The organism is Pseudomonas sp. GW458-11-26-14-LB4, from assembly GCF_059423925.1.
This window is the reverse complement of sequence record NZ_JBWKYU010000001.1, coordinates 447,230-473,022: the sequence shown is the minus strand read 5'-3', so window position 1 is coordinate 473,022 and position 25,793 is coordinate 447,230. Positions and strand designations below refer to the sequence as shown.

General features: G+C 60.8%; 27 protein-coding genes and 1 pseudogene. 10 read left to right on the top strand and 18 right to left on the bottom strand.

The window, feature by feature from the left end; translation table 11 throughout:
* Positions 1–32: 32 nt before the first annotated feature.
* The 6 genes from AC07XZ_RS02205 to AC07XZ_RS02180 all read right to left on the bottom strand — a co-directional run bounded on the left by AC07XZ_RS02205 (position 33) and on the right by AC07XZ_RS02180 (position 5,343).
* Positions 33–773: a putative periplasmic lipoprotein gene (locus tag AC07XZ_RS02205; protein ID WP_102685873.1), complete on the bottom strand. Its 741-nt coding sequence runs from the start codon at positions 771–773 to the stop codon at positions 33–35.
* Positions 774–845: 72 nt separating this feature from the next.
* The gene (locus tag AC07XZ_RS02200) at positions 846–1,226 is read right to left on the bottom strand and encodes a RidA family protein (RefSeq protein ID WP_003229509.1); all 381 of its coding nucleotides are present in this window, start codon (positions 1,224–1,226) and stop codon (positions 846–848) included.
* Between the two features lie 24 nt (positions 1,227–1,250).
* Positions 1,251–3,356 (bottom strand): bifunctional GTP diphosphokinase/guanosine-3',5'-bis pyrophosphate 3'-pyrophosphohydrolase, encoded by a 2,106-nt coding sequence (spoT, locus tag AC07XZ_RS02195; protein WP_007954439.1) that lies wholly within the window; start codon positions 3,354–3,356, stop codon positions 1,251–1,253.
* A gap of 57 nt (positions 3,357–3,413) precedes the next feature.
* Entirely contained in the window at positions 3,414–3,677 is a 264-nt protein-coding gene (rpoZ, locus tag AC07XZ_RS02190; protein WP_003229503.1) for a DNA-directed RNA polymerase subunit omega, read from the bottom strand.
* Positions 3,678–3,845: 168 nt separating this feature from the next.
* Complete coding sequence (gene gmk, locus AC07XZ_RS02185) at positions 3,846–4,466, bottom strand: guanylate kinase (protein ID WP_003229498.1); 621 nt, start codon at positions 4,464–4,466, stop codon at positions 3,846–3,848.
* A 13-nt stretch (positions 4,467–4,479) separates the two neighbouring features.
* Complete coding sequence (locus AC07XZ_RS02180) at positions 4,480–5,343, bottom strand: YicC/YloC family endoribonuclease (RefSeq protein WP_007954440.1); 864 nt, start codon at positions 5,341–5,343, stop codon at positions 4,480–4,482.
* 267 nt (positions 5,344–5,610) lie between these two features.
* Here AC07XZ_RS02180 and rph point away from each other — a divergent pair, with 267 nt between their 5' ends.
* Both rph and AC07XZ_RS02170 read left to right on the top strand, forming a co-directional pair.
* Positions 5,611–6,333: a ribonuclease PH gene (rph, locus tag AC07XZ_RS02175; RefSeq protein WP_003229494.1), complete on the top strand. Its 723-nt coding sequence runs from the start codon at positions 5,611–5,613 to the stop codon at positions 6,331–6,333.
* Positions 6,334–6,362: 29 nt separating this feature from the next.
* Positions 6,363–6,731, top strand: a complete 369-nt coding sequence (locus tag AC07XZ_RS02170; RefSeq protein ID WP_007954441.1) for a DUF4870 domain-containing protein — start codon at positions 6,363–6,365, stop codon at positions 6,729–6,731.
* A gap of 63 nt (positions 6,732–6,794) precedes the next feature.
* Here AC07XZ_RS02170 and crc read toward each other — a convergent pair whose 3' ends face one another.
* Positions 6,795–7,574 (bottom strand): catabolite repression control protein Crc, encoded by a 780-nt coding sequence (gene crc / locus AC07XZ_RS02165; RefSeq protein ID WP_007920349.1) that lies wholly within the window; start codon positions 7,572–7,574, stop codon positions 6,795–6,797.
* 82 nt (positions 7,575–7,656) lie between these two features.
* On the opposite strand from crc, the gene pyrE reads away from it, so the two are divergent.
* The gene (pyrE, locus tag AC07XZ_RS02160) at positions 7,657–8,301 is read left to right on the top strand and encodes an orotate phosphoribosyltransferase (RefSeq protein WP_007954442.1); all 645 of its coding nucleotides are present in this window, start codon (positions 7,657–7,659) and stop codon (positions 8,299–8,301) included.
* A 69-nt stretch (positions 8,302–8,370) separates the two neighbouring features.
* Here pyrE and argB read toward each other — a convergent pair whose 3' ends face one another.
* From argB to coaBC, 4 genes and pseudogenes are all read right to left on the bottom strand, one after another.
* On the bottom strand, positions 8,371–9,276 hold the full coding sequence (gene argB, locus AC07XZ_RS02155; protein WP_007954443.1) for an acetylglutamate kinase: 906 nt from the start codon (positions 9,274–9,276) through the stop codon (positions 8,371–8,373).
* 24 nt (positions 9,277–9,300) lie between these two features.
* A pseudogene (locus tag AC07XZ_RS02150) lies at positions 9,301–10,677 on the bottom strand (phosphomannomutase/phosphoglucomutase); the annotation flags it as partial.
* A gap of 262 nt (positions 10,678–10,939) precedes the next feature.
* A complete protein-coding gene (gene dut / locus AC07XZ_RS02145; protein WP_102685872.1) occupies positions 10,940–11,395 on the bottom strand; it encodes a dUTP diphosphatase in 456 nt (151 codons plus the stop codon).
* Between the two features lie 5 nt (positions 11,396–11,400).
* The gene (gene coaBC / locus AC07XZ_RS02140; RefSeq protein WP_085606127.1) at positions 11,401–12,609 is read right to left on the bottom strand and encodes a bifunctional phosphopantothenoylcysteine decarboxylase/phosphopantothenate--cysteine ligase CoaBC; all 1,209 of its coding nucleotides are present in this window, start codon (positions 12,607–12,609) and stop codon (positions 11,401–11,403) included.
* 135 nt (positions 12,610–12,744) lie between these two features.
* Between coaBC and radC the strand changes: the two genes are divergently transcribed.
* Positions 12,745–13,419 (top strand): RadC family protein, encoded by a 675-nt coding sequence (radC, locus tag AC07XZ_RS02135; RefSeq protein ID WP_085746803.1) that lies wholly within the window; start codon positions 12,745–12,747, stop codon positions 13,417–13,419.
* Between the two features lie 132 nt (positions 13,420–13,551).
* On the opposite strand, the gene AC07XZ_RS02130 is transcribed toward radC, so the two are convergent.
* Positions 13,552–15,138, bottom strand: coding sequence for an ABC transporter substrate-binding protein (locus AC07XZ_RS02130; protein WP_102685871.1), 1,587 nt, complete (start codon positions 15,136–15,138; stop codon positions 13,552–13,554).
* 446 nt (positions 15,139–15,584) lie between these two features.
* Between AC07XZ_RS02130 and rpmB the strand changes: the two genes are divergently transcribed.
* Together rpmB and rpmG are read left to right on the top strand one after the other, a co-directional pair.
* On the top strand, positions 15,585–15,818 hold the full coding sequence (rpmB, locus tag AC07XZ_RS02125) for a 50S ribosomal protein L28 (RefSeq protein ID WP_003177273.1): 234 nt from the start codon (positions 15,585–15,587) through the stop codon (positions 15,816–15,818).
* A gap of 11 nt (positions 15,819–15,829) precedes the next feature.
* Positions 15,830–15,985, top strand: coding sequence for a 50S ribosomal protein L33 (gene rpmG, locus AC07XZ_RS02120; RefSeq protein WP_003177274.1), 156 nt, complete (start codon positions 15,830–15,832; stop codon positions 15,983–15,985).
* A 152-nt stretch (positions 15,986–16,137) separates the two neighbouring features.
* Here rpmG and AC07XZ_RS02115 read toward each other — a convergent pair whose 3' ends face one another.
* Both AC07XZ_RS02115 and AC07XZ_RS02110 read right to left on the bottom strand, forming a co-directional pair.
* A complete protein-coding gene (locus AC07XZ_RS02115; protein WP_085746801.1) occupies positions 16,138–16,344 on the bottom strand; it encodes a hypothetical protein in 207 nt (68 codons plus the stop codon).
* A gap of 84 nt (positions 16,345–16,428) precedes the next feature.
* Entirely contained in the window at positions 16,429–16,788 is a 360-nt protein-coding gene (locus tag AC07XZ_RS02110; RefSeq protein ID WP_085746800.1) for a cupin domain-containing protein, read from the bottom strand.
* Positions 16,789–17,023: 235 nt separating this feature from the next.
* Between AC07XZ_RS02110 and AC07XZ_RS02105 the strand changes: the two genes are divergently transcribed.
* Positions 17,024–18,517: an aldehyde dehydrogenase gene (locus tag AC07XZ_RS02105; RefSeq protein ID WP_102685870.1), complete on the top strand. Its 1,494-nt coding sequence runs from the start codon at positions 17,024–17,026 to the stop codon at positions 18,515–18,517.
* Positions 18,518–18,701: 184 nt separating this feature from the next.
* Positions 18,702–19,847 carry an MFS transporter gene (locus tag AC07XZ_RS02100; RefSeq protein WP_007954456.1) on the top strand — a complete coding sequence of 382 codons (1,146 nt, stop codon included), beginning with the start codon at positions 18,702–18,704 and terminating at the stop codon, positions 19,845–19,847.
* A gap of 21 nt (positions 19,848–19,868) precedes the next feature.
* On the opposite strand, the gene AC07XZ_RS02095 is transcribed toward AC07XZ_RS02100, so the two are convergent.
* Together AC07XZ_RS02095 and AC07XZ_RS02090 are read right to left on the bottom strand one after the other, a co-directional pair.
* A complete protein-coding gene (locus AC07XZ_RS02095; RefSeq protein WP_102685869.1) occupies positions 19,869–21,437 on the bottom strand; it encodes a phospholipase D family protein in 1,569 nt (522 codons plus the stop codon).
* A 60-nt stretch (positions 21,438–21,497) separates the two neighbouring features.
* On the bottom strand, positions 21,498–22,919 hold the full coding sequence (locus AC07XZ_RS02090) for an aminotransferase-like domain-containing protein (protein WP_102685868.1): 1,422 nt from the start codon (positions 22,917–22,919) through the stop codon (positions 21,498–21,500).
* A gap of 179 nt (positions 22,920–23,098) precedes the next feature.
* Here AC07XZ_RS02090 and AC07XZ_RS02085 point away from each other — a divergent pair, with 179 nt between their 5' ends.
* A complete protein-coding gene (locus AC07XZ_RS02085; RefSeq protein ID WP_102685867.1) occupies positions 23,099–23,344 on the top strand; it encodes a DUF1127 domain-containing protein in 246 nt (81 codons plus the stop codon).
* 34 nt (positions 23,345–23,378) lie between these two features.
* On the opposite strand, the gene AC07XZ_RS02080 is transcribed toward AC07XZ_RS02085, so the two are convergent.
* A complete protein-coding gene (locus AC07XZ_RS02080) occupies positions 23,379–24,689 on the bottom strand; it encodes an NAD(P)/FAD-dependent oxidoreductase (RefSeq protein WP_102685866.1) in 1,311 nt (436 codons plus the stop codon).
* 145 nt (positions 24,690–24,834) lie between these two features.
* On the opposite strand from AC07XZ_RS02080, the gene AC07XZ_RS02075 reads away from it, so the two are divergent.
* Positions 24,835–25,188, top strand: a complete 354-nt coding sequence (locus AC07XZ_RS02075) for a YkgJ family cysteine cluster protein (protein WP_007954485.1) — start codon at positions 24,835–24,837, stop codon at positions 25,186–25,188.
* 4 nt (positions 25,189–25,192) lie between these two features.
* On the opposite strand, the gene AC07XZ_RS02070 is transcribed toward AC07XZ_RS02075, so the two are convergent.
* Complete coding sequence (locus AC07XZ_RS02070; protein ID WP_003177284.1) at positions 25,193–25,681, bottom strand: Lrp/AsnC ligand binding domain-containing protein; 489 nt, start codon at positions 25,679–25,681, stop codon at positions 25,193–25,195.
* Positions 25,682–25,793: the final 112 nt, after the last annotated feature.

The following is a 25,793-nucleotide window of genomic DNA, read 5'->3' as shown; positions in this document are numbered from 1 at the left end:
TTGCTCCCGCCTTTTTTTGTCTCAAGCGCCGATCACTGCTTCTCGAGCAACCACTTGCGTTCACCCGGGGTGAACTGCGGTTGTTCGTCCGCCAGCGCGGTGTTCACGGCCTGCAGGATTTCCAGCTCTTTGCCCTTGCGCACAAAGATCCAGTTATTGCCCTGACCGTTCTGCTGCAACCACATGCTGTCGTTGCCGCTGCTCATCGATGCGCAATCGCCTGCGAGGCACAGCGCATAGCGGTCGGCGCCCGGCAGGCCGGAGACTTGTCCGTCAGCCTGGAATTGCACGGTGGCGCCTTCGCCCTGGCCGCTGGTGATCGTCCAGTTGCCGCCCAGATAAGCGGAATACAGTGCGCGTTCGAAGCTGGCGCCGATCGGTGCGCCTTCCGGCACCGGAATCTGTGCGCGGTCGAAGACCTGTTCCGGTTCGTTTTCATTGGCGGCTTGTTGCAGTTGACCACCATCACGTTTCAGCTCGCTGGCGGAGCTGCCATAGAAATCGACTTTCCAGACACCGGACTGTTCGCCGAGCAGGCGACCTTCGACGTTTTCGAAACCGTTGGTGTAGCGGGCCTGACCGGCCTTGGTGTTGACGTCCCACTCCAGGTTCGGGCCGTAAGCCTGAAGCGCTTCGCGCAGGGGGCCGCCCTTGGCAGCGGCATCGATGGCGACCTGATTGATCCAGGTACCGCTGATGTCACGGTCGGCAGGGTTGCTGGCGCAACCGCCGAGGAAAATGGCGAGCAGCGAGAGAGCAAGCGCTTTGCGCATGGTGGAATCCTTTCAAAACCTTTTCTTTACCGCAGAGCAGTCGGCGCGGCGTCTAGGGCCGCGCCGTGCGCATTACTCGATGACCAGAATGGCATCCATTTCAACCTGCGAACCCTTTGGCAGGGCTGCCACGCCGATGGCGGCGCGCGCCGGGTACGGCTGGTCGAAGTACTTGCCCATGATCTCGTTGACCTTGGCGAAGTGGCTCAGGTCGGTGAGGAAGATGTTCAGCTTGACGATGTCCTTGAACGAGCCGCCGGCGGCTTCGGCCACGGCTTTCAGGTTCTCGAACACCTGGACGGTCTGGGCTTCGAAGCCTTCGACCAGTTCCATGGTTTTTGGATCGAGGGGAATCTGACCCGACATATAAACGGTGTTACCGGCCTTGATCGCCTGAGAGTAAGTACCGATGGCGGCCGGGGCCTTGTCGCTGGTGATAACAGTCTTGGTCATGTATGACTCCTTGTAATGTTTGAGTTATGCACGCATGCGGGTGATGCGGATCACCCCGGTCAGGGCGCGCAGTTTCTTGATCACGCGGGCCAGGTGCACACGGTCGTGGACGCTGACCACCAACTGGACAACGCTGATGCGGCCATCGCGTTCGTCCATGCTGATTTTCTCGATATTGCCGTCGGCTGCGTTGACGCTGCTGGCCAGCAGGGCGATCAGGCCGCGCTGGTGTTCCAGCTCGACGCGCAGTTCGACGTTGAATTCGCCGGTGACATCCTTGGCCCACGAGAGCTGGATGCATTTTTCCGGGTTGTGGCGGATTTCGCTGATGTTGCGGCAGTTGTCCAGGTGCACGACCATGCCTTTGCCCGCCGACAGGTGACCGACAATCGGGTCGCCCGGGATCGGCGTGCAGCATTTGGCATAACTGAGGACCAAACCTTCGGTGCCGCGAATCGCCAGCGGGCCTTCCGGGCTTGGCAGTTGCTCGCCTTCGCCGAGCAGGCGGCGCGCCACGACGTAGGCCATGCGGTTGCCGAGGCCGATGTCTTCCAGCAAGTCTTCGATCAGTTCGAGGCGGTACTCGGTGAGCATCGCCTTCACGCGTTCGGCCGGAATCTGTTCCAGCGCGCTGTCGAAGCCGTTGAGCACCTTGTTCAGCAGGCGTTCGCCGAGGCTGATGGATTCGGAGCGGCGCTGCAGTTTCAGCGCATGGCGGATGTGTGTGCGCGCCTTGCCGGTGACCACGAAGTTGAGCCACGCCGGGTTCGGCCGCGCGCCGGGGGCGCTGACGATCTCGACCGTGGAGCCGCTTTGCAGCGGTTCGGACAGCGGTGCGAGACGACGGTTGATCCGGCAGGCGATGCAGCTGTTGCCGACGTCGGTGTGTACCGCGTAGGCAAAGTCGACCGCCGTGGAGCCTTTGGGCAGCTCCATGATCCGGCCTTTGGGCGTGAACACGTAAACCTCGTCCGGGAACAGGTCGATCTTTACGCTCTCGATGAATTCCAGCGAGTTGCCGGCGCGTTGCTGCATCTCCAGCACGCCCTTGACCCACTGACGGGCGCGGGCATGGGTGCCTTTCGGCTGCTCGTCGCCGCTGGATTTGTACAGCCAATGGGCGGCGATGCCGTTGTTGGCCATCTCTTCCATTTCACGGGTGCGGATCTGGATCTCGATCGGTACACCGTGCATGCCGAACAGCGTGGTGTGCAGCGACTGATAGCCGTTGGCCTTGGGGATCGCGATGTAATCCTTGAAGCGCCCCGGCAACGGTTTGTACAAATTATGTACGGCACCCAGCACGCGGTAGCAGGTATCGACCTTGTCGACGATGATCCGGAACGCATAGACGTCCATGATCTCGTTGAAGGCCCGACGCTTGCCGCGCATTTTCTTGTAGATGCCGTAGAGGTGTTTCTGGCGACCGCTGACTTCACCCTGGATGCCGTCGATGGCGAGGCAGTGGCCGAGGGATTCTTCGATCTTGTTGACGATTTCCTTGCGGTTGCCCCGGGCGCGCTTGACCGCCTGGTAGATCCGCGCGGAACGCATCGGGTGCATCGCCTTGAAGCCGAGGTCTTCGAACTCGATGCGGATCGCGTGCATGCCCAGCCGGTTGGCGATGGGTGCGTAGATCTCGAGGGTTTCCTTAGCGATGCGTCGGCGTTTTTCGCCGGACAGCACTTCCAGCGTACGCATGTTGTGCAGACGGTCGGCGAGCTTGACCAGGATCACGCGAATGTCGCGCGCCATGGCCATGGCCATCTTCTGGAAGTTTTCCGCCTGGGCTTCAGCCTTGGTTTCGAAGTTCATCTGGGTCAGTTTGCTGACCCCGTCGACCAGTTCGGCCACGGTTTCACCGAACTGCGCTTGCAGCGCTTCCTTGGCGATACCGGTGTCTTCGATCACGTCATGCAGCATCGCGGCCATCAGGCTCTGATGGTCCATGTGCATGTCGGCAAGAATATTGGCCACGGCAAGAGGATGCGTGACGTACGCCTCGCCGCTGCGGCGGCGTTGGCCGTCGTGGGCTTGTTCGGCGTAGAAATACGCTCGGCGGACCAGGTTGACCTGGTCATTGCCGAGGTAGGTCGATAAGCGATCGGCGAGGGCGTCTATGCTCGGCATGATGTCTCCTGCCGTAGGCTGTGATCCCGCGCCGTGCTACGTCGACCAGGCATAGGCTTAGACGGCCTCGTTGGACTCGTCCTCGAACGCAGCGAAGACAGGGTCTTCGTGGACGATTTCCTGCTCGGCGATGAACTCGTAGCTCATCAGGCCTTCAGCGATTTCACGCAGCGCAACTACGGTCGGTTTGTCGTTTTCCCACTGAACCAGGGGCTCTTTGCCGCCGGTGGCCAGTTGACGGGCACGCTTGGTAGAGAGCATGACCAGCTCAAAGCGGTTTTCCACGTGTTCTAGGCAGTCTTCAACGGTTACGCGGGCCATGGTATTCCTCGGAGCGAATGCAATATGCGCGCTGCCCGGTTGGGCGAGCGGACTCAACAGTTTAAAAAATCACCAGCGATTAGGGAAGCGCTGATTTTTTGACCAGACTCTTCAACGCGCTGCAAGTGCCAATGTAAAGCCCTTGCAGCGGTTTTGGGAAGTGCTGTTTCAGCCCAGCAATTCAGCCAGCAATTTGCCGAAACGCACCTGTTGGCGTTTCTGTTGCAGCTGATTGGCGCGGAAAATCGCTTTCAGATCGTCCAGCGCGTGGGCGAAATCGTCATTGATGATCAGGTAGTCGTACTCGACGTAGTGGCTCATCTCGCTGACCGCTTCACGCATCCGGCCGTCGATGATCTCGTCGCTGTCCTGGCCACGGTTGGTCAGGCGTTGGTGCAGGGCCTGCAGCGATGGCGGCAGGATGAAGATCGAACGGGCCTGCGGCATCAGCTTTCGCACTTGCTCGGCGCCTTGCCAGTCGATCTCGAGAATCAGGTCGTGACCTTCGTCCAGGGTCTGCTGCAGGCGGCTTTGTGAGGTGCCGTAGAAGTTGCCGAAGACTTCGGCGCGTTCCAGGAAGTCGCCGTGCTCGCCCATCTTCACGAACTCTTCGCGGGTTACGAAGTGATAGTTCACGCCGTCCACTTCGCCCGGGCGCATGGCGCGGGTGGTGTGGGAAATCGAGACGCGGATTTCCGGGTTGGCGTCGGTCAGGGCCTTGACCAGGCTGCTCTTGCCCGCGCCCGAAGGGGCGGAAATGATGTACAGGGTGCCGGTGCTGTGGGTCATGTCGGGGGTAGCCTTACTCAATATTCTGCACTTGTTCGCGCATCTGCTCGATCAACACCTTGAGGTTGACCGCCGCCTGGGTGCTGCGCGGGTCGAAGGCCTTGGAGCCCAGTGTGTTGGCTTCGCGGTTGAGCTCCTGCATCAGGAAGTCCAGGCGCCGGCCGGCGGCACCGCCGGACTTGAGCACCCGGCGAACTTCGATGATGTGGGTGCTCAGGCGATCCAGTTCTTCGGCCACGTCGCTCTTTTGTGCGAGCATGACCATTTCCTGTTCCAGACGCTGCGGGTCCATCTCGGCCTTCATGTCGGCGAAACGGTCGAGGACTTTCTGGCGCTGGGTAGCGAGCATCTGCGGAACCAGTTCGCGCAGGGTCACCACGTCTTCCTCGATGGAGGTCAGGCGGTCGTTGATCAGGCGGGCCAGCTCCGCGCCTTCGCGTTCGCGGCCGGCCTTGAGGTCTTTCAGGCCTTGATTGAACAGAGCCAGCGCCTCGGCGTTCAACGCCTGCGGGTCGGTGGCGTCGGCGACCAGTACGCCCGGCCAGGCCAGCACTTCCAGCGGGTTCAGCGCGGCCGGGTTCTTGATCAGGCCGGCAACGGTTTCGGCCGCGGCGACCAGTTGCGCGGCGCGCTCGCGATCCACTTGCAGCGGCTTGCCGGTGCTTTCCTCGGTGAAACGCAGGGTGCATTCCAGTTTGCCGCGCGACAGGCCCTGGCGCAGGGCTTCGCGGACGGCGCCTTCGAGGTCGCGAAACGACTCCGGCAGGCGCAGGTGGGGTTCCAGGTAGCGGCTGTTGACCGAGCGCAGTTCCCAGCTCAGGGTGCCCTGAACGCCGGCTTTTTCGACGCGGGCGAAGGCGGTCATGCTGTGCACCATGGGGTGACCTCGCGATACAGATCGGCGCGAATGGAAGCTCCGCAGCTCGATATCAATGAATTTAAGCCGACTGGCAGCAAAGGCGCAGGATTGTAGCGCAGTGCGGCAGATGCGCCCAAACACACGGTGTGACAAAGGGCTGCAGGCCGTCGGCGAAGCGCGTTTCAGGGCCTTCGGTCGTCGGCCGGATTTTTTAACGAGTGCCCAGGCGCGGTGCGCGGCTCTATAATGCTCCGCAGTTTTCCGTCCCCAGTACAGGTATCTCCTATGAAACGTCCAAGTGGTCGCGCTGCCGATCAGCTCCGCTCGATCCGCATTACCCGCAACTACACCAAACACGCCGAGGGATCCGTACTGGTCGAATTCGGTGATACCAAAGTCATCTGCACCGTCAGCGTCGAAAACGGCGTGCCGCGTTTCCTTAAAGGCCAGGGCCAGGGTTGGCTGACCGCCGAATACGGCATGCTGCCGCGCGCCACTGGCGAGCGTAACCAGCGTGAAGCCAGCCGTGGCAAGCAGGGTGGTCGTACCCTGGAAATCCAGCGCCTGATCGGCCGTTCCCTGCGCGCTGCGCTGGACATGTCCAAGCTGGGCGACGTCACCCTGTACGTCGACTGCGACGTGATCCAGGCCGATGGCGGTACCCGCACCGCGTCGATCACCGGCGCCATGGTTGCGCTGGTCGATGCACTGAAAGTGATCAAGAAGCGCGGCGGCCTGAAAGGCGGCGACCCGCTCAAGCAAATGATCGGCGCCGTTTCCGTGGGCATGTACCAGGGCGAGCCGGTGCTGGATCTGGACTATCTTGAAGATTCCGCCGCCGAGACCGACCTCAACGTGGTGATGACCAGCACCGGTGGTTTCATCGAAGTGCAGGGCACTGCCGAAGGCGCCCCGTTCCAGCCTGAAGAGCTGAACGCGATGCTGGAACTGGCGAAGAAAGGCATGAACGAAATCTTCGAACTGCAAAAGGCTGCACTGGCCGACTGAGCAGGTTCGTAACCCGCAAGGAGGACGCAATGAGTGATGAGCAAGAGTTGCTGCCCAAACCGAGCCAGGAGGTTCGCCAATGGGCCATGTTTTGTCACTTGTCCGCCTTGCTGGGGATCTGGATTCCGTTCGGCACGCTGATCGGGCCGCTGGTTCTGTGGCAGATGAAGCGCGAGACCGATCCGTTCATCGACGCCCAGGGCAAGGAAGCGCTGAATTTTCAGATCACTGTGGCGATCGCTTCGATGATCTGCTTCGTGCTGATGCTGTTGCTCATCGGGTTCGTGCTGTTTGGCCTGCTGGCCATCGCGGCGCTGGTGTTGACGATTATCGGCGGGGTGAAAGCCAACGAAGGTTTCCCGTACCGTTATCCGTTCACCTGGCGGTTGATCAAATAACGAACGATCGCCCACAAAAAAACCGACAGTGATGTCGGTTTTTTTGTGTCTGCGAAAGGCCGCTTAGATGGTCAGCGTCCAGTCGTAGTCGACGATCAGCGGCGCATGCTGCGAGAACCGTGGCTGACGTGGCAGGCGTGCGCTGCGCACGAAGCGCCGCAGCCCTGGAGTCAGGATCTGGTAGTCGAAGCGCCAGCCCAGATTCAGCATCTCGGCCTGTTCGTTGTCCGGCCACCAGCTGTACTGGTCGCCTTCGCGGCTGACTTCGCGCAGGGCATCTACGTAGCCCATGTTGCCGACAATCTCGTCCATCCAGGCGCGTTCCGGCGCCAGGAAGCCCGGTGATTGCTGGCTGTCGCGCCAGTTTTTGATGTCGAGCTTCTGCTGCGCGACGTACAGCGAGCCACAATAAATGTACTCGCGACGTTTGCGCCGCTGTTTGTCCAGGTACTTGCCGAAGTCGTCCATGAGCTTGAACTTCTGGTTCAAGTCCTCATCGCCGTTCATCCCCGAAGGAAGCAGCAAGGTGGCAATACTGACTTTGTCGAAATCTGCTTGCAGGTAGCGCCCGTAGCGGTCGGCCGTCTCGAAACCGAGACCGCTGATGACAGCCTTCGGTTGCAACCGCGAATACAAAGCCACGCCGCCTTGGGCAGGGACTTCAGCATCGCAGGCATAAAGGAAGTAGCCATCCAGTTGGAAGGCTGGGTCGTCCAGTTCAAAGGCGGAGGCACGGGTGTCCTGCAGGCAGATGACGTCGGCATTCTGTGCCTGCAGCCAACTGAGCAAACCGCGCTCGACTGCAGCCTGAATACCATTGACGTTCACACTGATGATCCGCATAAATGGCCCCAAAAATCGCGTGCGTGTATGATACACGGCGTCAAGCTAATTAGCTAAATCCGTGGTATTTGGGGTTTTTTTCATGCAAGCGTATCAGCGCGATTTCATTCGTTTTGCCATCGATCGCGGCGTTTTGCGCTTCGGTGAGTTCACCCTGAAGTCCGGGCGCACCAGTCCTTACTTCTTCAATGCCGGCCTGTTCAACTCGGGTTCCGCGCTGGCGCAGCTGGGGCGTTTCTACGCCGCAGCCATCGCCGAGAGCGGCATTCCGTTCGACGTGCTGTTCGGCCCGGCCTACAAAGGCATCCCGCTGGCGGCAACCACTGCCGTGGCGCTGGCCGAACACCACAACCGTGATCTGCCATGGTGCTTCAACCGCAAGGAAGCCAAGGCCCACGGCGAAGGCGGCAGCCTGGTCGGCGCACCGCTGACCGGTGAAGTGCTGATCATTGACGACGTGATCACCGCCGGCACCGCGATCCGTGAAGTGATGCAGATCATTGCTTCCCAGGACGGCGCCAAGGCCGCCGGTGTGCTGATCGCCCTCAACCGTCAGGAGCGCGGCAACGGCGAGCTGTCGGCGATTCAGGAAGTCGAGCGTGATTTCGGTATCCCGGTCATCAGCATCGTGTCGCTGAACCAGGTACTGGAATTCCTGGCTGACGATCCGCAGCTCAAGCAGCACCTGCCAGCCGTTGAAGCATACCGCGCCCAGTTCGGCGTCTGATCGCAGCTTCAGGCAAAAAAAGACCCCGCTCAGCCAGGCTGAGCGGGGTCTTTTTGTTTGCGCGAGCGCTTATGGACGCTTGCGATTGCTGATCAGCGTACCCACACCGGTGTCGGTGAAGATTTCCAGCAGGATCGCGTTCGGCACGCGACCGTCGATGATCAGCGAACTGCCAACGCCGCCCTGTACCGCTTCCAGCGCGCAGCGGATCTTCGGCAGCATGCCGCCGTAGATGGTGCCGTCGGCGATCAGGTCGTCGACCTGCTGGGTGCTCAGGCCGGTCAGTACGGTGCCCGACTTGTCCATCAGGCCGGCGATGTTGGTCAGCAGCATCAGCTTCTCGGCTTTCAGCGCTTCGGCAACCTTGCCGGCCACCAGGTCAGCGTTGATGTTGTACGACTCGCCGTTTTCACCCACACCGATCGGTGCGATCACCGGGATGAAGTTGCCTTTGACCAGCAGGTTCAGCAGTTCGGTGTTGATTCCGACCACTTCGCCCACATGGCCGATGTCGATGATTTCCGGCTGGGTCATCTCGGGGGTCTGGCGGGTGACGGTGAGCTTCTTCGCGCGAATCAGCCCGGCGTCTTTACCGGTCAGGCCGATGGCACTGCCGCCGTGACGGTTGATCAGGTTGACGATGCTTTTGTTGACCTGACCGCCGAGGACCATTTCCACCACGTCCATGGTCGCGGCATCGGTGACGCGCATGCCGTCGACGAAATGGCTTTCGATCGACAGGCGCTTGAGCAGATCACCGATCTGCGGGCCACCGCCGTGCACGACCACCGGGTTGATGCCCACGGCCTTCATCAGCACGATGTCGCGGGCGAAGCCGGTTTTCAGCTCCTCGCTTTCCATCGCGTTGCCGCCGTATTTGATCACCAGGGTCTTGCCGACGTATCGGCGGATGTAAGGCAGCGCTTCGGACAGGACCTTGGCAGTGTTGGCGGCGGCATCGCGTTCGAGGGTCATTCAGGGCTCCGGGTGAATCAGCAATCAGAACGGTAGTTGGAGATCAGGTGCAACGCGTTTCAGTTGGGCATGGAACACAGCCTTGATGCGCTGCAGTTCCGCCTCGTCATCGGCCTCGAAGCGCAGCACCAGCACCGGTGTGGTGTTGGACGCGCGCACCAGGCCCCAGCCTTTGGCGTAGTCGACCCGCACGCCGTCAATGGTGGTCAGGTCGGCGCCTGGGCCCCACTGCGCATCGTGCAGTGCATCAATGATGCTGAATTTGCTCTCTTCGGTCACATGGATATTGATTTCCGGCGTGGAAATATCGTTCGGGAAGGTCGCGAACAGCTCCTCGGCCGAAGATTTTTCCTTGCTGAGGATTTCCAGCAGCCGTGCGGCGCTGTAAATGCCGTCGTCGAAACCGAACCAGCGTTCCTTGAAGAAAATGTGCCCGCTCATTTCGCCGGCCAGCAGTGCGCCGGACTGTTTCATTTTCTTTTTGATCAACGAGTGACCGGTCTTCCACATTAGCGGCCGACCGCCATATTCCTTGATCAGCGGGATCAGGCGACGGGTGCATTTGACGTCGAAGATGATTTCCGCGTCCGGGTTGCGCGCCACCACGTCACGGGCGAACAGCATCAGCAGACGGTCCGGAAAGACGATGGTGCCGGTGTTGGTCACCACACCGACGCGGTCGCCGTCACCGTCAAAGGCCAGGCCGATGTCAGCTTGGGTTTCCTTGACCTTGGCGATCAGGTCGACGAGGTTCTCAGGCTTGCCCGGATCCGGGTGATGGTTCGGGAAGTTGCCGTCGACTTCGCAGAACAGCGGGATGACTTCGCAGTTCAGCGCTTCGATCAATTGCGGGGCGATCACGCCGGCCGCGCCGTTGCCGCAATCCACCACGACTTTCAGGCGCCGGGCCAGTTTGATGTCCTGGACGATTTCGGTGTTGTAGCGGTCGAGGATCTCGACCTGGGTCACGCTGCCCGTGCCGCTGCTCAGGTTGCCGGTTTTGAGGCGCTCGTGCAGGGCCTGGATCTGTTCGTTGGCGAGGGTGTCGCCGGCGATCACGATCTTGAAGCCGTTGTAGTTCGACGGGTTGTGGCTGCCGGTGAGCATCACGCCGGATTTGCCGGCCAGCACATTGGCGGCGTAGTAGAGCGCCGGGGTCGGCACCAGGCCGACGTCGCTGACGTGGCAGCCGCTTTCGGCGATACCGCGGATCAGTTCGGCAACCAGTTCCGGGCCGGACAGGCGGCCGTCACGACCGACGGACACGTTCGGCTCGCCCTGGGCCAGGCTCTGGGAGCCGATGGCGCGGCCGATCCAGTAGGCGGTTTCGGCATTTAGGAATTCCGGCACGGTGCCGCGAATGTCGTAGGCGCGGAAGATGCTGTCGGGAAGCTTCGGGGCGACTTGGGCGGGGGTGCTCATCTGCGAAAATGCTCCATCTCGAAAGTGGCTGGACACACCGACGATTCATTCGACGGCAAGCTCATACTGAAGGGTATGACGGCGGTTTTCACAGAGAGTTCGTGGTGTGAAAGGGCCATGACGCCTTGTGCGGCGTGGCTTTGGCCTGTCAATGCCTTGATTTTCGGCGCTAAACCTTGCAGATGACAATTTGAAATTCGTGGCGAGGAAAAGGCCCTCGCCACGACGATTTTCTAGTCGATCACTTGGTGCCGGAATGGCCGAAACCACCCGTGCCGCGCTCGGTCTCGACGAACTCTTCAACCATTTCGAAGTGCGCCTGCACCACGGGTACCAGTACCAGTTGAGCCAGGCGCTCGCCGACCGGCATGGTGAATTCGGTCTGGCCACGGTTCCAGCAGGACACCATCAGCGGGCCCTGGTAGTCGGAGTCGATCAGGCCGACGAGGTTGCCCAGCACGATCCCGTGCTTATGGCCCATGCCCGAACGCGGCAGGATCAACGCGGCGAGGTTCGGATCGCCGATATAGACCGACAGACCGGTAGGGATCAGCACGGTTTCACCCGGCTTGATCACGATGTCCTCTTGCAGCATGGCGCGCAGGTCGAGGCCGGCGGAGCCCGGTGTGGCGTATTGCGGCGGCGGGAATTCGGTACCGATGCGTGGGTCGAGGATCTTGGCTTGCAAAGCGTGCATGTAAATTAAACCTGGTTCAGACGTTCGGCGATAAAAGTGACCAGTTGGCGAGCGATCTTGCTCTTGCTGGTCTGGGCGAAAACCGTGGCGTGCAGCGCACGGTCGATGACGCTGCAGGCGTTTTCTTCGCTGTTGAAACCGATGCTCGGGTTGGCGACGTCGTTGGCGACGATCAGATCGAGATTCTTGTCCTTCAGCTTGCGCGCAGCGTAGTCGAGCAGGTGTTCGGTCTCGGCGGCGAAGCCGACACTGAACGGACGGTCGGGACGGGTCGCGATGGTGGCCAGGATGTCCGGATTGCGCACCATTTGCAGGACGAAGCCGTCGCCGCTCGTAGGGTCTTTCTTCAATTTTTGCGGGGCGACGACTTCCGGACGGTAGTCCGCAACCGCCGCCGAGGCGATAAAGATGTCGCAAGGGATCGCGGCTTCACACGCGGCGAGCATGTCGCGGGCGCTGACCACGTCGATCCGGGTGACGCGATCCGGCGTCGGCAAATGCACCGGGCCGCTGATCAGCGTGACGCGGGCGCCGGCTTCCACCGCCGCTTCCGCCAGGGCGAAACCCATTTTGCCGGAGCTGTGGTTGGTGATGTAGCGCACCGGGTCGATGTTTTCCTGGGTCGGGCCGGCGGTGATCACTACGTGTTTGCCGGTCAACGCCTGACGCTGGAAGCAGTCCGCCGCGAGCTGGGCCAGGTCGGTGGCTTCCATCATGCGGCCCATGCCGACGTCGCCGCAGGCCTGGCTGCCGGAGGCCGGGCCGAAGGTCTTCAGGCCGCGACTTTCAAGGAGTTGCAGGTTGGCCTGAGTCGCCGGGTCGCGCCACATGGCCTGGTTCATGGCCGGAGCGACCGCGACGATGGCATCGGTGGCCAGCACCAGCGTGGTCAGCAGGTCGTTGGCAATGCCTTGGGCCAGACGGGCCAACAAGTCGGCGGTCGCCGGGGCGATCAGCACCAAATCGGCCCATTTGGCCAGTTCGATGTGGCCCATTGCGGCTTCAGCAGCCGGGTCGAGCAAGTCCAGGTGAACCGGGTGGCCGGACAGGGCCTGCATGGTCAGCGGGGTGATGAATTCGCTGCCGCCGCGGGTCATGACCACGCGAACTTCGGCGCCCTGGTCGATCAGGCGGCGCACAAGGTCGGCGCTCTTGTAGGCAGCAATGCCGCCGCCGACGCCCAGAACGATGCGTTTCCGATACAGCCGCTGCATAGGTCTGCCTTTCATTTCGTTGGTGACATACGTGGCGAAACCCCCTCCCCAGAGTGAATTCGCCCGCAAAAAAGATGGGCTACGATATCACAGCGACCGCTACGGAACAGCGGCGCCCACAGACAAGGAAGGTGTATGAGTATTCGCGATTGGCCGGCGGCGGAAAGGCCGCGGGAGAAGCTGTTGGAACAGGGCTCGGGAAGTCTTTCCGATGCCGAATTGCTGGCGATTTTTCTACGGACTGGCGTATCCGGTAAAAGCGCGGTGGATCTGGCGCGACACTTGTTGAGTCAGTTCGGCAGTCTGCGTGCATTGCTGGAGGCTGATCTCGGGGCGTTCAGCGAGCAATTGGGCCTGGGGCCGGCGAAGTTTGCCCAACTGCAAGCTGTGTTGGAGATGGGGCGGCGACATCTGGCCGAGCGCATGCGCCAGAAAACGGCGTTGGAGAATCCACAGGTGGTACGTGATTACCTCAAAGCCATGCTGCGCCACGAGCCGCACGAGGTGTTCGGTTGCCTGTTTCTCGACTCCAAACATCAGGTGCTGACCTTCGAGACGCTGTTTCGCGGTTCGATCGACAATACCGCCGTGCATCCCCGAGAAGTGGTGAAGCGTTCCCTGGCCAACAACGCGGCGGCGGTGATCCTGTGCCACAACCATCCGTCGGGGAACAGCGATCCGAGTCAGGCTGATCGATTATTGACCAAACGCTTGCAGAAGGCTTTGGAGTTGATCGATGTGCGGGTGCTCGATCACTTCATCGTTGGCGATGGCGAGCCGTTGTCGATGGCGGAGTGTGGCTGGATGTAGATCCGAGGGGAGAATGCAAAACCCTGTGGGAGCTGGCTTGCCAGCGATGACGGCGGCACATTCAGCACAATGTTGGCTGTCAGTCCGCTATCGCTGGCAAGCCAGCTCCAACAGGTTTTGTGTTGTGGCGGGTTATTTGAGGGTGACTTTGGAATAGTCTTGCCGACCGAACGGGGAGACCGAGTAACCCTGAACGTCCTTACGCGTCAGCGCATACGCCGTAGGATGCGCCAGCGGCAGCCACAACGCCTGCTGCTGGATCTGCGCCTGTGCCTGTTCGTAGAGCTTGGTGCGTACGCCTTGCTCGCTGGTGGTCTTGCCGGCGCTGATCAGTTTGTCCAGATCGGCATTGCAGTAGCGGGCGAAGTTGGTGCCGGACTTGACCGCCGCGCAGGAAAACTGCGGGGTCAGGAAGTTGTCCGGGTCGCCGTTGTCGCCAGCCCAGCCCATGAACAGCAGGTCATGTTCGCCAGCCTTGGCGCGACGAATCAGCTCGCCCCATTCGATCACGCGGATTTCTGCCTGAATGCCGATTTCCGCCAGATCCGATTGCAGCAGTTGTGCGCCGAGGCTCGGATTCGGGTTCAGCAGGCTGCCGGACGGGCGGGTCCAGATGGTGGTCTGGAAACCGTCCTTCAATCCGGCCTTGGCCAGCAGGGCCTTGGCCTTGTTCACGTCGTGGGCGTAACCCGGCAGGTTCTTCGCGTAGCTCCAGGTGTTCGGCGGATATGGACCGTTGGCGGCTTCGGCGGTGTCTTCGAATACAGCCTTGAGGTAGTTGGCCTTGTCGAACGCGAGGTTGATCGCCTGGCGCACTTCCGGTTTGTCCAGCGGCGGATGCTGGCTGTTGATGCCAACGAATGCGGTCATGAACGCGTCAGTTTTTTCGACTTTCAGCGTCGGCTCCTGCTTCGCGGCCTGTACGTCCAGCGGTTTTGGCGACAGGGCAATCTGGCACTCGTTGCGCCGCAGCTTTTGCAGGCGCACGTTGGCGTCCGGAGTGATGGCGAAAATCAGTGGGTCCACCGCAGGCTTGCCACGGAAGTAGTCCGGGTTGGCCTTGTAGCGGATCGAGGCGTCTTTCTGGAACCGGGTGAACACGAACGGACCGGTGCCGACCGGCTGGCTGTTGAGCTTGTCGGTGGCATCGGCCTTCAGCAGCTTGTCGGCGTATTCAGCAGAATAAATGGAGGCGAAACCCATGCTCAGGGTCGCGAGGAACGTCGAGTCCGGGTGGTCGAGGGTGAAACGAACGGTCAGCGGATCCAGCGCGTCGATCTTCTTGATCAGGCTCGGCAGCTGCATCGACTGGGCGTGTGGGAAGCCGCTCTGGGCGACTTTGTGCCACGGGTTGGCCGGGTCGAGCATGCGGTCGAAGCTGAATTTGACGTCTTCGGCAGTCAGTTCGCGGGTCGGCTTGAAGTAGTCGGTGCTGTGGAACTTCACCTGCGGGTGCAGCTTGAACACGTAGGTAAGGCCGTCAGTGCTGACTTCCCAGCTGTCGGCCAGGCTTGGGACGACTTTACCGCTGGCGGTGTCGAAGTCCACCAGGCGGTTCATCAGCACGTCGGCCGAAGCGTTGGTGGTGGTCAGCGAGTTGTACTGCACCACGTCGAACCCTTCGGGGCTGGCCTCGGTGCAGACGCTCAGGGCGGCGGCCTGGGCCAGTGGACTCAGTAACAGCGGGGCGAAGAGCAGGGGGAGGGCAGCGAGGCGCATGGTCGGCTTCCTTTACAGATCGAAGGCCCATCTGCAAGTGCAGTCTGGAAAAGGTCTACCCTAGTGGTCGCGATTGCAAATGACTATCCCCTTTTTGCATTTTCGGGGCTGCGCGGCTGAGGATTTGTCGGAAGAGGCGATGGGAAAAGTCCCGATCGCGGGTATGATCGGTTTTCTTCGACGAATGGTAAAAATTGCCGGCAGCCTTTGCCCAAAGCGCTTTCAGCCGGAAAAAGCGGCTTTTTAGCCATTCTTTCCACACGGAAAGTTGTTGCTCCGTGGTCTTTCTGGTATAAAGCAGCGCTCTTTTCTAGGGGCCCGGTTCCTTCGCTTGTAGGTGTAGCCGGTAAGACCTCTAAAGAATCGCGGCGCCTGGCGCCACAATGACTAGAGATTAAGCGGCCAACCCATGCCGGGTTGGGCATGTGGTTTTAGAGGGCTGAGGCATGTCTAGAGTATGTCAAGTTACCGGTAAGGGTCCGGTGACTGGGAACAACATTTCCCACGCAAACAACAAAACCCGTCGTCGTTTCCTGCCGAACCTGCAGCATCACCGCTTCTGGGTTGAAGAAGAGAAACGTTTCGTACGCCTGCGCGTTTCCGCCAAAGGCATGCGTATCATCGACAAGCGTGGCATCAGCGTTGTGCTGGCCGAGCTGCGTCGCGACGGCAAGGTTTAAGGGAGCTAATCATGCGTGAATTGATTCGTTTGATCTCGAGCGCCGGTACTGGTCACTTCTACACTACCGACAAGAACAAGCGTACTACCCCGGACAAAATCGAGATCAAGAAATATGATCCGGTTGTTCGCAAGCACGTGATCTACAAGGAAGGCAAAATCAAGTAATTGATTTTTCCCGACTTACGAAAAAGGCCCGTATCTCACGATACGGGCCTTTTTTGTTGTCCGGCAATTGTGGTGGCCGGTGGGATCGCGACAAAAAAGGCCTGCATCTCGCGATGCAGGCCTTCGAAAGGTAAGCCTTTCAGTGGCGCCAATTATTCGTGGATCTGAAACGACAGGATCTTGCCCTCGTTGCAGATGAAGATGTCTACGGTCCTATACCTGGCCCGGAGGTTATCTGGCCCTTGAATTGGCCCGTTGGCGGTGAAACCGGTCAGTTCGTTGATATAGGCCTTTACGGTCTCTACATACGGGGTGCCGATCAAGTGGTGAATCTTGTTGAAAGCTTCTATTTTGGTCATGCCGCATTTCCTTATACGTGACGGGAATGTCCTTATGGACGACCCGATTTTCAACCCGTCAGCATTCGGTCGTGCGTTACATAGTTATTTTTCTTCGAAGATCACGTAGATCTTGCGGCAAGCCTCCAGCACTTCCCAGGTGCCACGAAAGCCGGCCGGAATCACAAAGCGGTCGCCGACACGCAGGGTCTTGGCATTGCCTTCACTGTCACGCAGCACCGATACGCCCTGCAGGATTTCGCAGTATTCGTGCTCGGTGTAATTCACCGTCCACTGACCTACCGCACCTTCCCACACGCCGACACCCATTTGCCCGCAAGGGCTGTCGTACTGATTGAACACCGCTTGCTCGGGATCACCCTTGAGCACTTTGGCCGGGTCCGGGCGATAGCGTTCGGCTTCGGTTGTGGTGAGGCTGATGTCGACGACGTTCTGGATGTTCATTGTTGTTTTCTCCCGTGATGACGGCGCGATGGCGTGAAAGGGCCAAAGTCTATGTTGATTAAATTGAACGCCGCAAGGCTGTATGGCGAGCTTATGTCAAATATATTGAAACAACCCCGGTCGCTGGTTTAGGGTGGCGGATGCCTTGGGCCGAAAAGCAGGCTGGCCGGGCAGTATTCCTGAGGACGACCGCGACGATCGCGGCGCTCGTATTGAACAAGAGGAGGACACTCGAATGACCACCCTGACTCGTGCCGACTGGGAACAACGCGCCCGCGACCTGAAGATCGAAGGCCGCGCCTACCTTAATGGCGAGTACACCGATGCCGTCTCCGGCGAGACCTTCGAGTGCATCAGTCCGGTCGATGGCCGTCTGCTGGGCAAGATTGCCAGCTGTGACGCCGCCGACGCCCAGCGCGCCGTGGAAAACGCCCGCGCCACGTTCAATTCCGGCGTCTGGTCGCGCCTGGCGCCGACCAAACGCAAAGCCACCATGATCCGTTTCGCCGGCCTGCTCAAGCAGCACGCCGAAGAACTGGCCCTGCTCGAAACCCTCGACATGGGCAAGCCGATCAGCGATTCGCTGTACATCGACGTGCCGGGCGCTGCGCAAGCCCTGAGCTGGAGCGGTGAGGCGATCGACAAGATCTACGACGAAGTCGCCGCTACGCCGCACGATCAACTGGGTCTGGTGACCCGTGAGCCAGTGGGCGTAGTTGGCGCTATCGTGCCGTGGAACTTCCCGCTGATGATGGCCTGCTGGAAACTCGGCCCGGCCCTGTCGACCGGCAACTCGGTGATCCTCAAGCCGTCGGAAAAATCCCCGCTGACCGCCATCCGCATTGCCGAACTAGCCGTTGAAGCCGGCATTCCGAAAGGCGTGCTGAACGTACTGCCAGGTTACGGCCACACTGTCGGCAAGGCGCTCGCTCTGCACAATGATGTCGACACTCTGGTGTTCACCGGTTCGACCAAGATCGCCAAGCAACTGATGATCTATTCCGGCGAATCGAACATGAAGCGCGTCTGGCTGGAAGCCGGCGGCAAGAGCCCGAACATCGTGTTTGCCGATGCTCCGGATCTGCGAGCCGCCGCCGAATCCGCCGCCAGCGCCATCGCCTTCAACCAGGGCGAAGTCTGCACCGCCGGTTCGCGTCTGCTGGTCGAGCGTTCGATCAAGGACAAGTTCCTGCCGATGGTGATCGAGGCGCTGAAAACCTGGAAGCCTGGCAACCCGCTGGATCCGGCCACCAACGTTGGCGCGCTGGTCGATACCCAACAGATGAACACCGTGCTTTCCTACATCGAGTCGGGACACACCGACGGCGCCAAACTGGTGGCCGGCGGCAAGCGCATTCTTCAGGAAACCGGTGGCACCTACGTCGAGCCGACGATTTTCGACGGCGTGAGCAACGCGATGAAGATTGCCCAGGAAGAGATCTTCGGCCCGGTGCTGTCGGTCATTGCGTTCGATACCGCCGAGGAAGCGATCAACATCGCCAACGACACGCCTTACGGCCTGGCGGCAGCGGTCTGGACTCAGGACATTTCCAAGGCGCACCTCACCGCCAAGGCCCTGCGTGCCGGCAGTGTGTGGGTCAACCAGTACGACGGCGGCGACATGACCGCACCGTTCGGCGGCTTCAAGCAGTCGGGCAACGGTCGCGACAAGTCGCTGCACGCCTTCGACAAATACACCGAGCTGAAGGCGACCTGGATCAAGCTGTAAATCGCTGAGGGAGCCTGCCGAGGTGGGCTCCCGAACGATACAAAGATCCCTGTGGGAGCGAGCTTGCTCGCGAAAGCGGTGTATCAGTCAGCACATTTGCTGAATGTGAAACCGTTATCGCGAGCAAGCTCGCTCCCACAGTGTTTTGTGGTGCACATAAAAATTATCCACAGGAGCGTGGACCATGCGTTGGGCGACGTATTTCGCCGTGTTGGCGTCTGTCTTGAGTGTTGGCCTGGCCCTCGGTGTCAGCATGCCGCTGGTGTCGTTGCGCCTGGAGGGCTGGGGCTACGGCTCGTTCGCCATCGGCGTGATGGCGGCAATGCCGGCCATTGGCGTGTTGCTGGGGGCGAAGATTTCCAGTCATCTGGCGGCGCGTTTCGGCACGGCGAACCTGATGCGCCTGTGCCTGTGGGCCGGGGCACTGTCCATCGGTCTGCTGGCGCTGCTGCCGAGCTACCCGATCTGGCTGGTGCTGCGGCTGATGATCGGGGTGATCCTGACCATCGTGTTCATCCTCGGCGAGAGCTGGATCAATCAACTGGTGGTCGAGCACTGGCGCGGTCGATTGGTGGCGCTGTATGGCAGCAGTTATGCGTTGAGCCAACTGTCTGGTCCGTTGCTGTTGGGCGCACTGGGCACCGATCACGATTACGGTTTCTGGGTGGGTGTCGGTCTGCTGATCGCTTCGCCGTTTCTGCTGCTGGGTCGCAGCGGCGCGCCCAGCAGCGAGGCCAGCAGCGTGACTTTCGGTGATTTGTGGGGTTTCGCTCGCGAACTGCCGGCCATCGCCTGGGCGGTGTCGCTGTTCGCCGCGTTCGAGGCGATGATCCTGACCCTGTTGCCGGTGTATTGCCTGCAACAGGGCTTCACCGCCGAAATCGCGCTGGCGATGGTCAGCACCGTGGTGGTGGGCGATGCGCTGCTGCAATTGCCCATCGGTGCGCTGGCCGATTATCTGTCACGGCGGACCCTGTTCACCGGCTGCGCTGTGGTGCTGATGCTGTCGAGTCTGGCGATCCCGATGCTGCTCGACACTTTGCTGATCTGGCCGCTGTGGGTGCTGTTCGGCGCCAGTGCCGGTGGCTTGTTTACTCTTTCGCTGATTTTGATCGGCGAGCGCTACCGCGACGATGCGCTGGTGCGGGCAAATGCGCATGTTGCTCAGCTGTGGGGTGTCGGTTGTCTGATCGGGCCGTTGATGGCGGGGGCTGGCAGTCAGTGGATCAGCGGGCACGCATTGCCGTGGCTGATGGCGGCCGGGGCGTTCGGGCTGGTGATTCTGCTGTCGCGGCAAGGGGCGTTCGGCAAGGTGCCGGAGCCCGCCTGATATGCCGGCTGGAGCGGGCTGTTACAGCATCCGCTCCAGTCCCACGGTGGTGCTGAACCACGCATTGAAGCGCCGCCACCAACTCCCCGGCTCCTTGGTCAGCGTGTGCATCTGACCGTTGTCCTCGGTGACCCACACCACTTTTCCGTCCTGCAGTTTCGCTTCGTAGCTGAGCGCTGGCGCCATGCCTTGCAAGGCCAGTTCGCGTACGTGGGCTGCCAGTTCGGGACTGTCCACCAACACCCCGACTTCGGTGTTCCACAGCACCGAGCGCGGGTCGAAATTGAACGAGCCGATGAACGATTTTTTGCCGTCGAAGATCATCGCCTTGCTGTGCAGGCTCGAATCCGAGCCACGATAGGACTTGCTGTAAAACAGGTGCGGGCCGCTGCCGTAGTTATCCCCAGGCTGGCGCCGCAGCTCAAACAGCTTCACGCCATGTTCCAGCAGCGCCTTGCGGTACGGCGCATAACCACCGTGCACCGCCGGCACGTCGGTGGCTTCCAGTGAGTTGGTCAGCAGGCTCACCGACACGCCGGCATCAGCGCGGCCGGTCAGATAGACCAGCCCCGGCTGCCCCGGCACGAAGTAGGCAGAAATCATCACCAGTTCTTTGCTGACACCCGTGAGCTCCGGTGCCAGTTGGGTCGTCAGCAGCAATTGCGGTTCGGGTTCGCCCTTGGCCAGTACCTTGCTCGGCGCATCCCACAGCGCCTGGTTCCAGGCCCAGATCAGCTCTTTGCGCCAGATATCCATGCGCGGGTCGGTGCGGTAGGTCATCAACTGCTGATACAGCGCGTGATTCTGTTTGCGGGTTTCTTCGAGGGATTCTTCCAGGCGTGTGCGGGTGTTCTGCAGGTCTTTGGCCGAGGGTTTGCTGGAGAGGAATTCGTCGATCGGCTTGCTCAGGGCACTGTTCCAGTACTGGTCGAAACTGTGCCCGAGCTGTTCGGCGACCGGCCCGACACTGAGCATGTCGATATCGGTGAAATTCAGGTTGGGCTCGGCGTCGAAATATTCGTCGCCCAGATTGCGCCCGCCAACGATGGCCGCGCTATTGTCCGCCAGCCACAACTTGTTGTGCATCCGCCGGTGTTGCAGCGACAGGTTGAACAGCCGCCCGGCCGCCCGGGTCACGCCGGTGCTGCGCCCCAGGTGCAGCGGATTGAACAGGCGAATCTGGATCTGCGGATGTGCCGCCAGTGTGGCGATGATCAGGTCGAGGCCGTCGCTGGTGGTGTCGTCCAGCAGGATCCGCACCCGCACGCCACGATCGGCGGCCTTCAACACTTCCTCCACCAGCATTCGCGTACTGATGCCGTCATGGACGATGTAGTACTGCAAGTCGAGGCTGCGTTGTGCGTTGCGGATCAGCTCGGCGCGAGCGGTGAAGGCTTCGGTGCTGTTGGACAGCAGGCGAAAGCCGGACTGGCCCTTGTAGGGCGCCGCCTGGGCCTGGATCGAACGGCCGAACGCGGAGTCGGCCGCCGGCAACGCCTGGCTCGGTTCGCGCGGTACGTCGATAGACGCACAACCGCCAAGGAACGTGGAGAGTACCAGCAGAGCGGGTAGGGGCTGTCTGAAGCTCACGTGGGATCGTTCCGGTTGGCGGCAGGGTTGGGCATATGGACGCTGTTTGCTCGTGAAAAGTCAGTCGGCTTCGGCCAGCAGTCTGATCGCTGCCGCACCGACCTTGCGCACTGCCTCTTCGATCAAAGCTGTCGGTTTGGCAGCGTAGTTCATGCGCAGGCAATTGCGGTACTTGCCCGAGGCGGAAAAGATGCTGCCGACGGCAATCTGTACGCCCTGATCGTGCAGCGCACGATTCAGTTTCAGCGTATCGAAACCTTCCGGCAGTTCGACCCAGAGCATGAAGCTGCCTTGCGGACGGCTCGCGCGGGTACCGGCCGGGAAGTAACGCGTCACCCAGTCGATCATCACGTCGCGATTGCGCTGGTATTGCGTGCGCATCCGCCGCAAATGCGGTTCGAAGTGCCCGGCTTTTAAGAATTCGGCGATAGCAATCTGCGGCTGGGGCGCAGTGGAGCCAGTGCTGATGTATTTCATGTGCAGCACGCGTTCGAGATAGCGACCGGGCGCGACCCAGCCGATGCGCAATCCCGGCGCGAGCGTCTTGGAAAATGAACTGCAGAGTAAGACTCGGCCATCTTCGTCGAAGGATTTGATCGTGCGCGGACGCGGGTAGGTGTAGGCCAGTTCGCCATACACATCGTCCTCGATGATCGCCACGTCGAAGCGCTGGGCCAGGTTGAGCAGGGCACGTTTGCGCGACTCCGGCATGATGTAGCCGAGCGGGTTGTTGCAGTTGGGCGTGAGCTGGATGACCTTGATCGGCCATTGCTCCAGCGCCAGTTCCAGCGCTTCGAGGCTGATGCCGGTGAGCGGGTCGGTGGGGATTTCCAGGGCTTTCATGCCCAGCCCTTTGAGGGTCTGCATGGCGCCGTGGAAGCTCGGCGAATCCACCGCGACGATGTCACCGGGCTCGCAGATTGCGTGGATGCTGGTAGACAGCGCTTCATGGCAACCGGTGGTGACTACCAGATCGCTGGCGCTCAACTGGCAGCCGGAATCGAGCATCAGCCGGGCGATCTGTTCGCGCAGTTCGAGGGTGCCGTGGATGTTGTCGTAATACAGACCGGGCATGTCCTGACGGCGGCTGATACGGGCCAGCCCGCGCAGCAGCGGCTTCATCGTCGGCGACGAGATGTCCGGCATGCCGCGACCGAGTTGCACCACGTCCTTGCGCGGCACGGCGCGAATCAGTTCCAGCACCTGATCCCACTGGGAAATTTCCACCGGCCGTTGCGCGGGGCGCCCGACTGCCGGCAGTTCGGGCAACTCACGCCCGACCGGCACGAAGTACCCGGATTTGGGTTTCGGCGTGGCCAGGCCGCTGTCTTCCAGCATCCGATAGGCCTGCTGCACCGTGCTCAGGCTGACTCCGTGTTCTACGCTCAAGGCGCGCACCGAGGGCAGGCGATCACCAGGACGGTAGAAGCCTTGTTCGATGCGGGTGCCGAGCAATTCGGCGAGATTCACATAGAGCGTCATGGCACTGCCTCGATGCAGATGATTCGTTAAACCAGTACAGATGCGGCGTAAATCGACAATTCAGTCTCAGAGACAGCAAATCTGTATGGAAATAATACAGATGTGTTGAATCTGTAATGCTTTTGCTCGCCCGCGCATCATGGAATCTCTGGCTACCCAAGTAAACAGGAGCAATGAAAATGAACGGTTTGAGCGATGTGCGGCTGACGTTACACAGTCAGGAACTGGAGGCAGGGCAACAGGACAAAGCGCGCAACGAGAGCATGTGCAACGCACCGTCCGGCCTGAGTCGCTGGGACCTGTTCTGGCATCGTCTGCACACGCGCAAGGCGTTGCTGCGCCTGACGCCGGAACAGCTCAAGGACATCGGGCTGACCCGCGAGCAGGCGCTGGAGGAAGGGTTGAAGCCGTTCTGGCGGATTTAGAGGGATCGTTCCCACGCTCTGCGTGGGAACGATCTCAGACCAACTCTTTAAGCCGGTGCCACAGCATCCCCAACGCCAGCAGCGGCGAGCGCAGATGCTTGCCGCCGGGGAAGGTGATGTGTGGCACTTTGGCGAACAGGTCGAAGCCACCGCTGTGCTGGCCGCTGATAGCCTCGGCCAGCAGCTTGCCCGCCAGGTGCGTGGCATTCACGCCATGGCCGGAATAGGCCTGGGCGTAATACACGTTCGGCTGGTCGGCGAGCCGGCCAATCTGCGGCAGACGGTTGGCACCGATGCCGATCATCCCGCCCCACTGATAATCGATCTTCGCCGAGGCGAGCTGCGGGAACACCTCCAGCATCTTGGGCCGCATGTAGGCGCCGATGTCTTTCGGATCACGCCCCGAGTAATGGCAGGCGCCGCCGAACAACAGACGACGATCCGCCGAGAGCCGGTAGTAATCAAGCGCTACACGCTGGTCGCAGACCGCCATGTTCTGTGGCAGCAGGGCGTGGGCCTGTTCTTCGCTCAGGGGTTCGGTGGCGATGATGTAGCTGCCGGCCGGCAGTACCTTGCCGCTGAGTTGCGGATTCAGATTGTTGAGATAGGCATTGCAGCCCAGCACCAGGGTCTTCGCCCGCACCGAACCTTGCGCTGTATACACCCGGACTTCCGGGCCGTAGTCGATGCGAGTGACCGCCGATTGCTCGAACAGCTTCACACCCAGTTGCTGCGCCGCTGCGGCTTCGCCGAGTGCCAGGTTCAGCGGGTGCAAATGACCAGATCCCATATCGATCAAGCCGCCAACGTAGCGGTTAGAGCCAACCACTGTGTGCATTTCGTTCGCTTGCAGAAGGCGGGTTTCGTAGCGGTAACCGAGGCTGCGCAGCTCTTCGGCGTCTTCGGCAAAGCCTTCCAGATCGGAAGGTTTGTTGGCGAGGTCGCAGTAACCCCAGGTCAGGTCGCAGGGAATCTGAAATTTTTCGACGCGCTGGCGGACGATTTCCACCGCTTCCAGGCCCATGAGTTTCATCTGACGCACGCCGTCGGCGCCGATCACGTTGGCGAACTGATCGAGGCCGTGACCGACCCCGCGAATCAGCTGCCCGCCGTTGCGACCGCTGGCGCCCCAGCCGATCCGGTGCGCCTCCAGAAGCACCACGCTCAAACCCCGTTCAGCCAGTTCCAAAGCGGTGCTCAGCCCGGAGAAACCGCCGCCGACCACGCACACGTCCGCAATCAGTTCACCTTGCAGCACCGGATGGTCGGGTTGCGGCAGGCTGCTGGCGGCGTAATAAGAGGCAACGTGGGGTTGGCTCGCGGTGGCTTGGGCGCGGGCATTCATGGGCGTCATCCTGAGCGGGTGTCGAGAAAATTTGACGGAGCATAAGCCGCAGGCCCGAGGCCGGGCAACATTGGTCGGCCCGTGGTGTCTGGATCACGGCTTTTGCGGCACAATTGCCGCCTATTCCGCTCCGGTTACCGCTGCAATGAGCTGCAACAGTCAGAAAATCCGCACCCTGCGTCAGCAGATTCCCACGTTCGAGTGCGTGCCGGGCTGCCATGACTGCTGCGGGCCGGTGACCACCTCGCCCGAGGAAATGTCCCGCCTGCCGCGCAAGACCCGCGCCGAGCAGGACGCAGCGATGGAAGAGCTCAACTGTGTGCACTTGGGACCGAATGGCTGCACGGTGTATGACGAACGGCCGCTGATCTGCCGGTTGTTCGGCACCACCCAGACCTTGCCGTGCCCCAACGGCCGGCGGCCGGTGGAGCTGATTCACCCACGGGTCGAGAAGCAGGTGTTCGAGTACATGGCCGAAAACCGGCAGGTGCTGGTCTGAGCGTTCAGTCCGGAATCGGCAGGCTCAGGCTCTCTTTCACTTCTTCCATCACGATGTAGCTCTTGGATTCACGCACGTGCGGCAGCTTGAGCAGGATGTCGCCCAGCAGCTTGCGGTACGAGGCCATCTCGGAAATCCGCGCCTTCACCAGATAGTCGAAATCCCCTGACACCAGATGGCATTCCAGCACGTGGGGCAATTTCAGCACCGCACGTCGGAACTCTTCGAAAGTATCGCCGGATTTGTAGTCGAGGCTGATCTCGACGAACACCAGGAGACTACCCTTCAAGTGCTGCGGATTCAGGCGGGCGTTGTAGCCCATGATGATCCCCTCGCGCTCCAGGCGCCGCACCCGCTCCGTGCAAGGCGTGGTGGAGAGCCCGACCTTCTCGCCCAGCTCGGTGAATGAAATCCGCCCGTCCGCCTGCAGGATCCGCAAGATGTTGCGGTCGATCTTGTCCAGCTCACGTTTGGTCTGAGTGTTGGTACGCATAGGGGATGCGCCTCCGTGAAAAGGGTTTTTGCCGAGAATTGTCGCCAAATATAGGCGCTTATACAGTGAAAAGCACTGGCAAATCTTTTTTACACTGCGCGCATCATTGCTC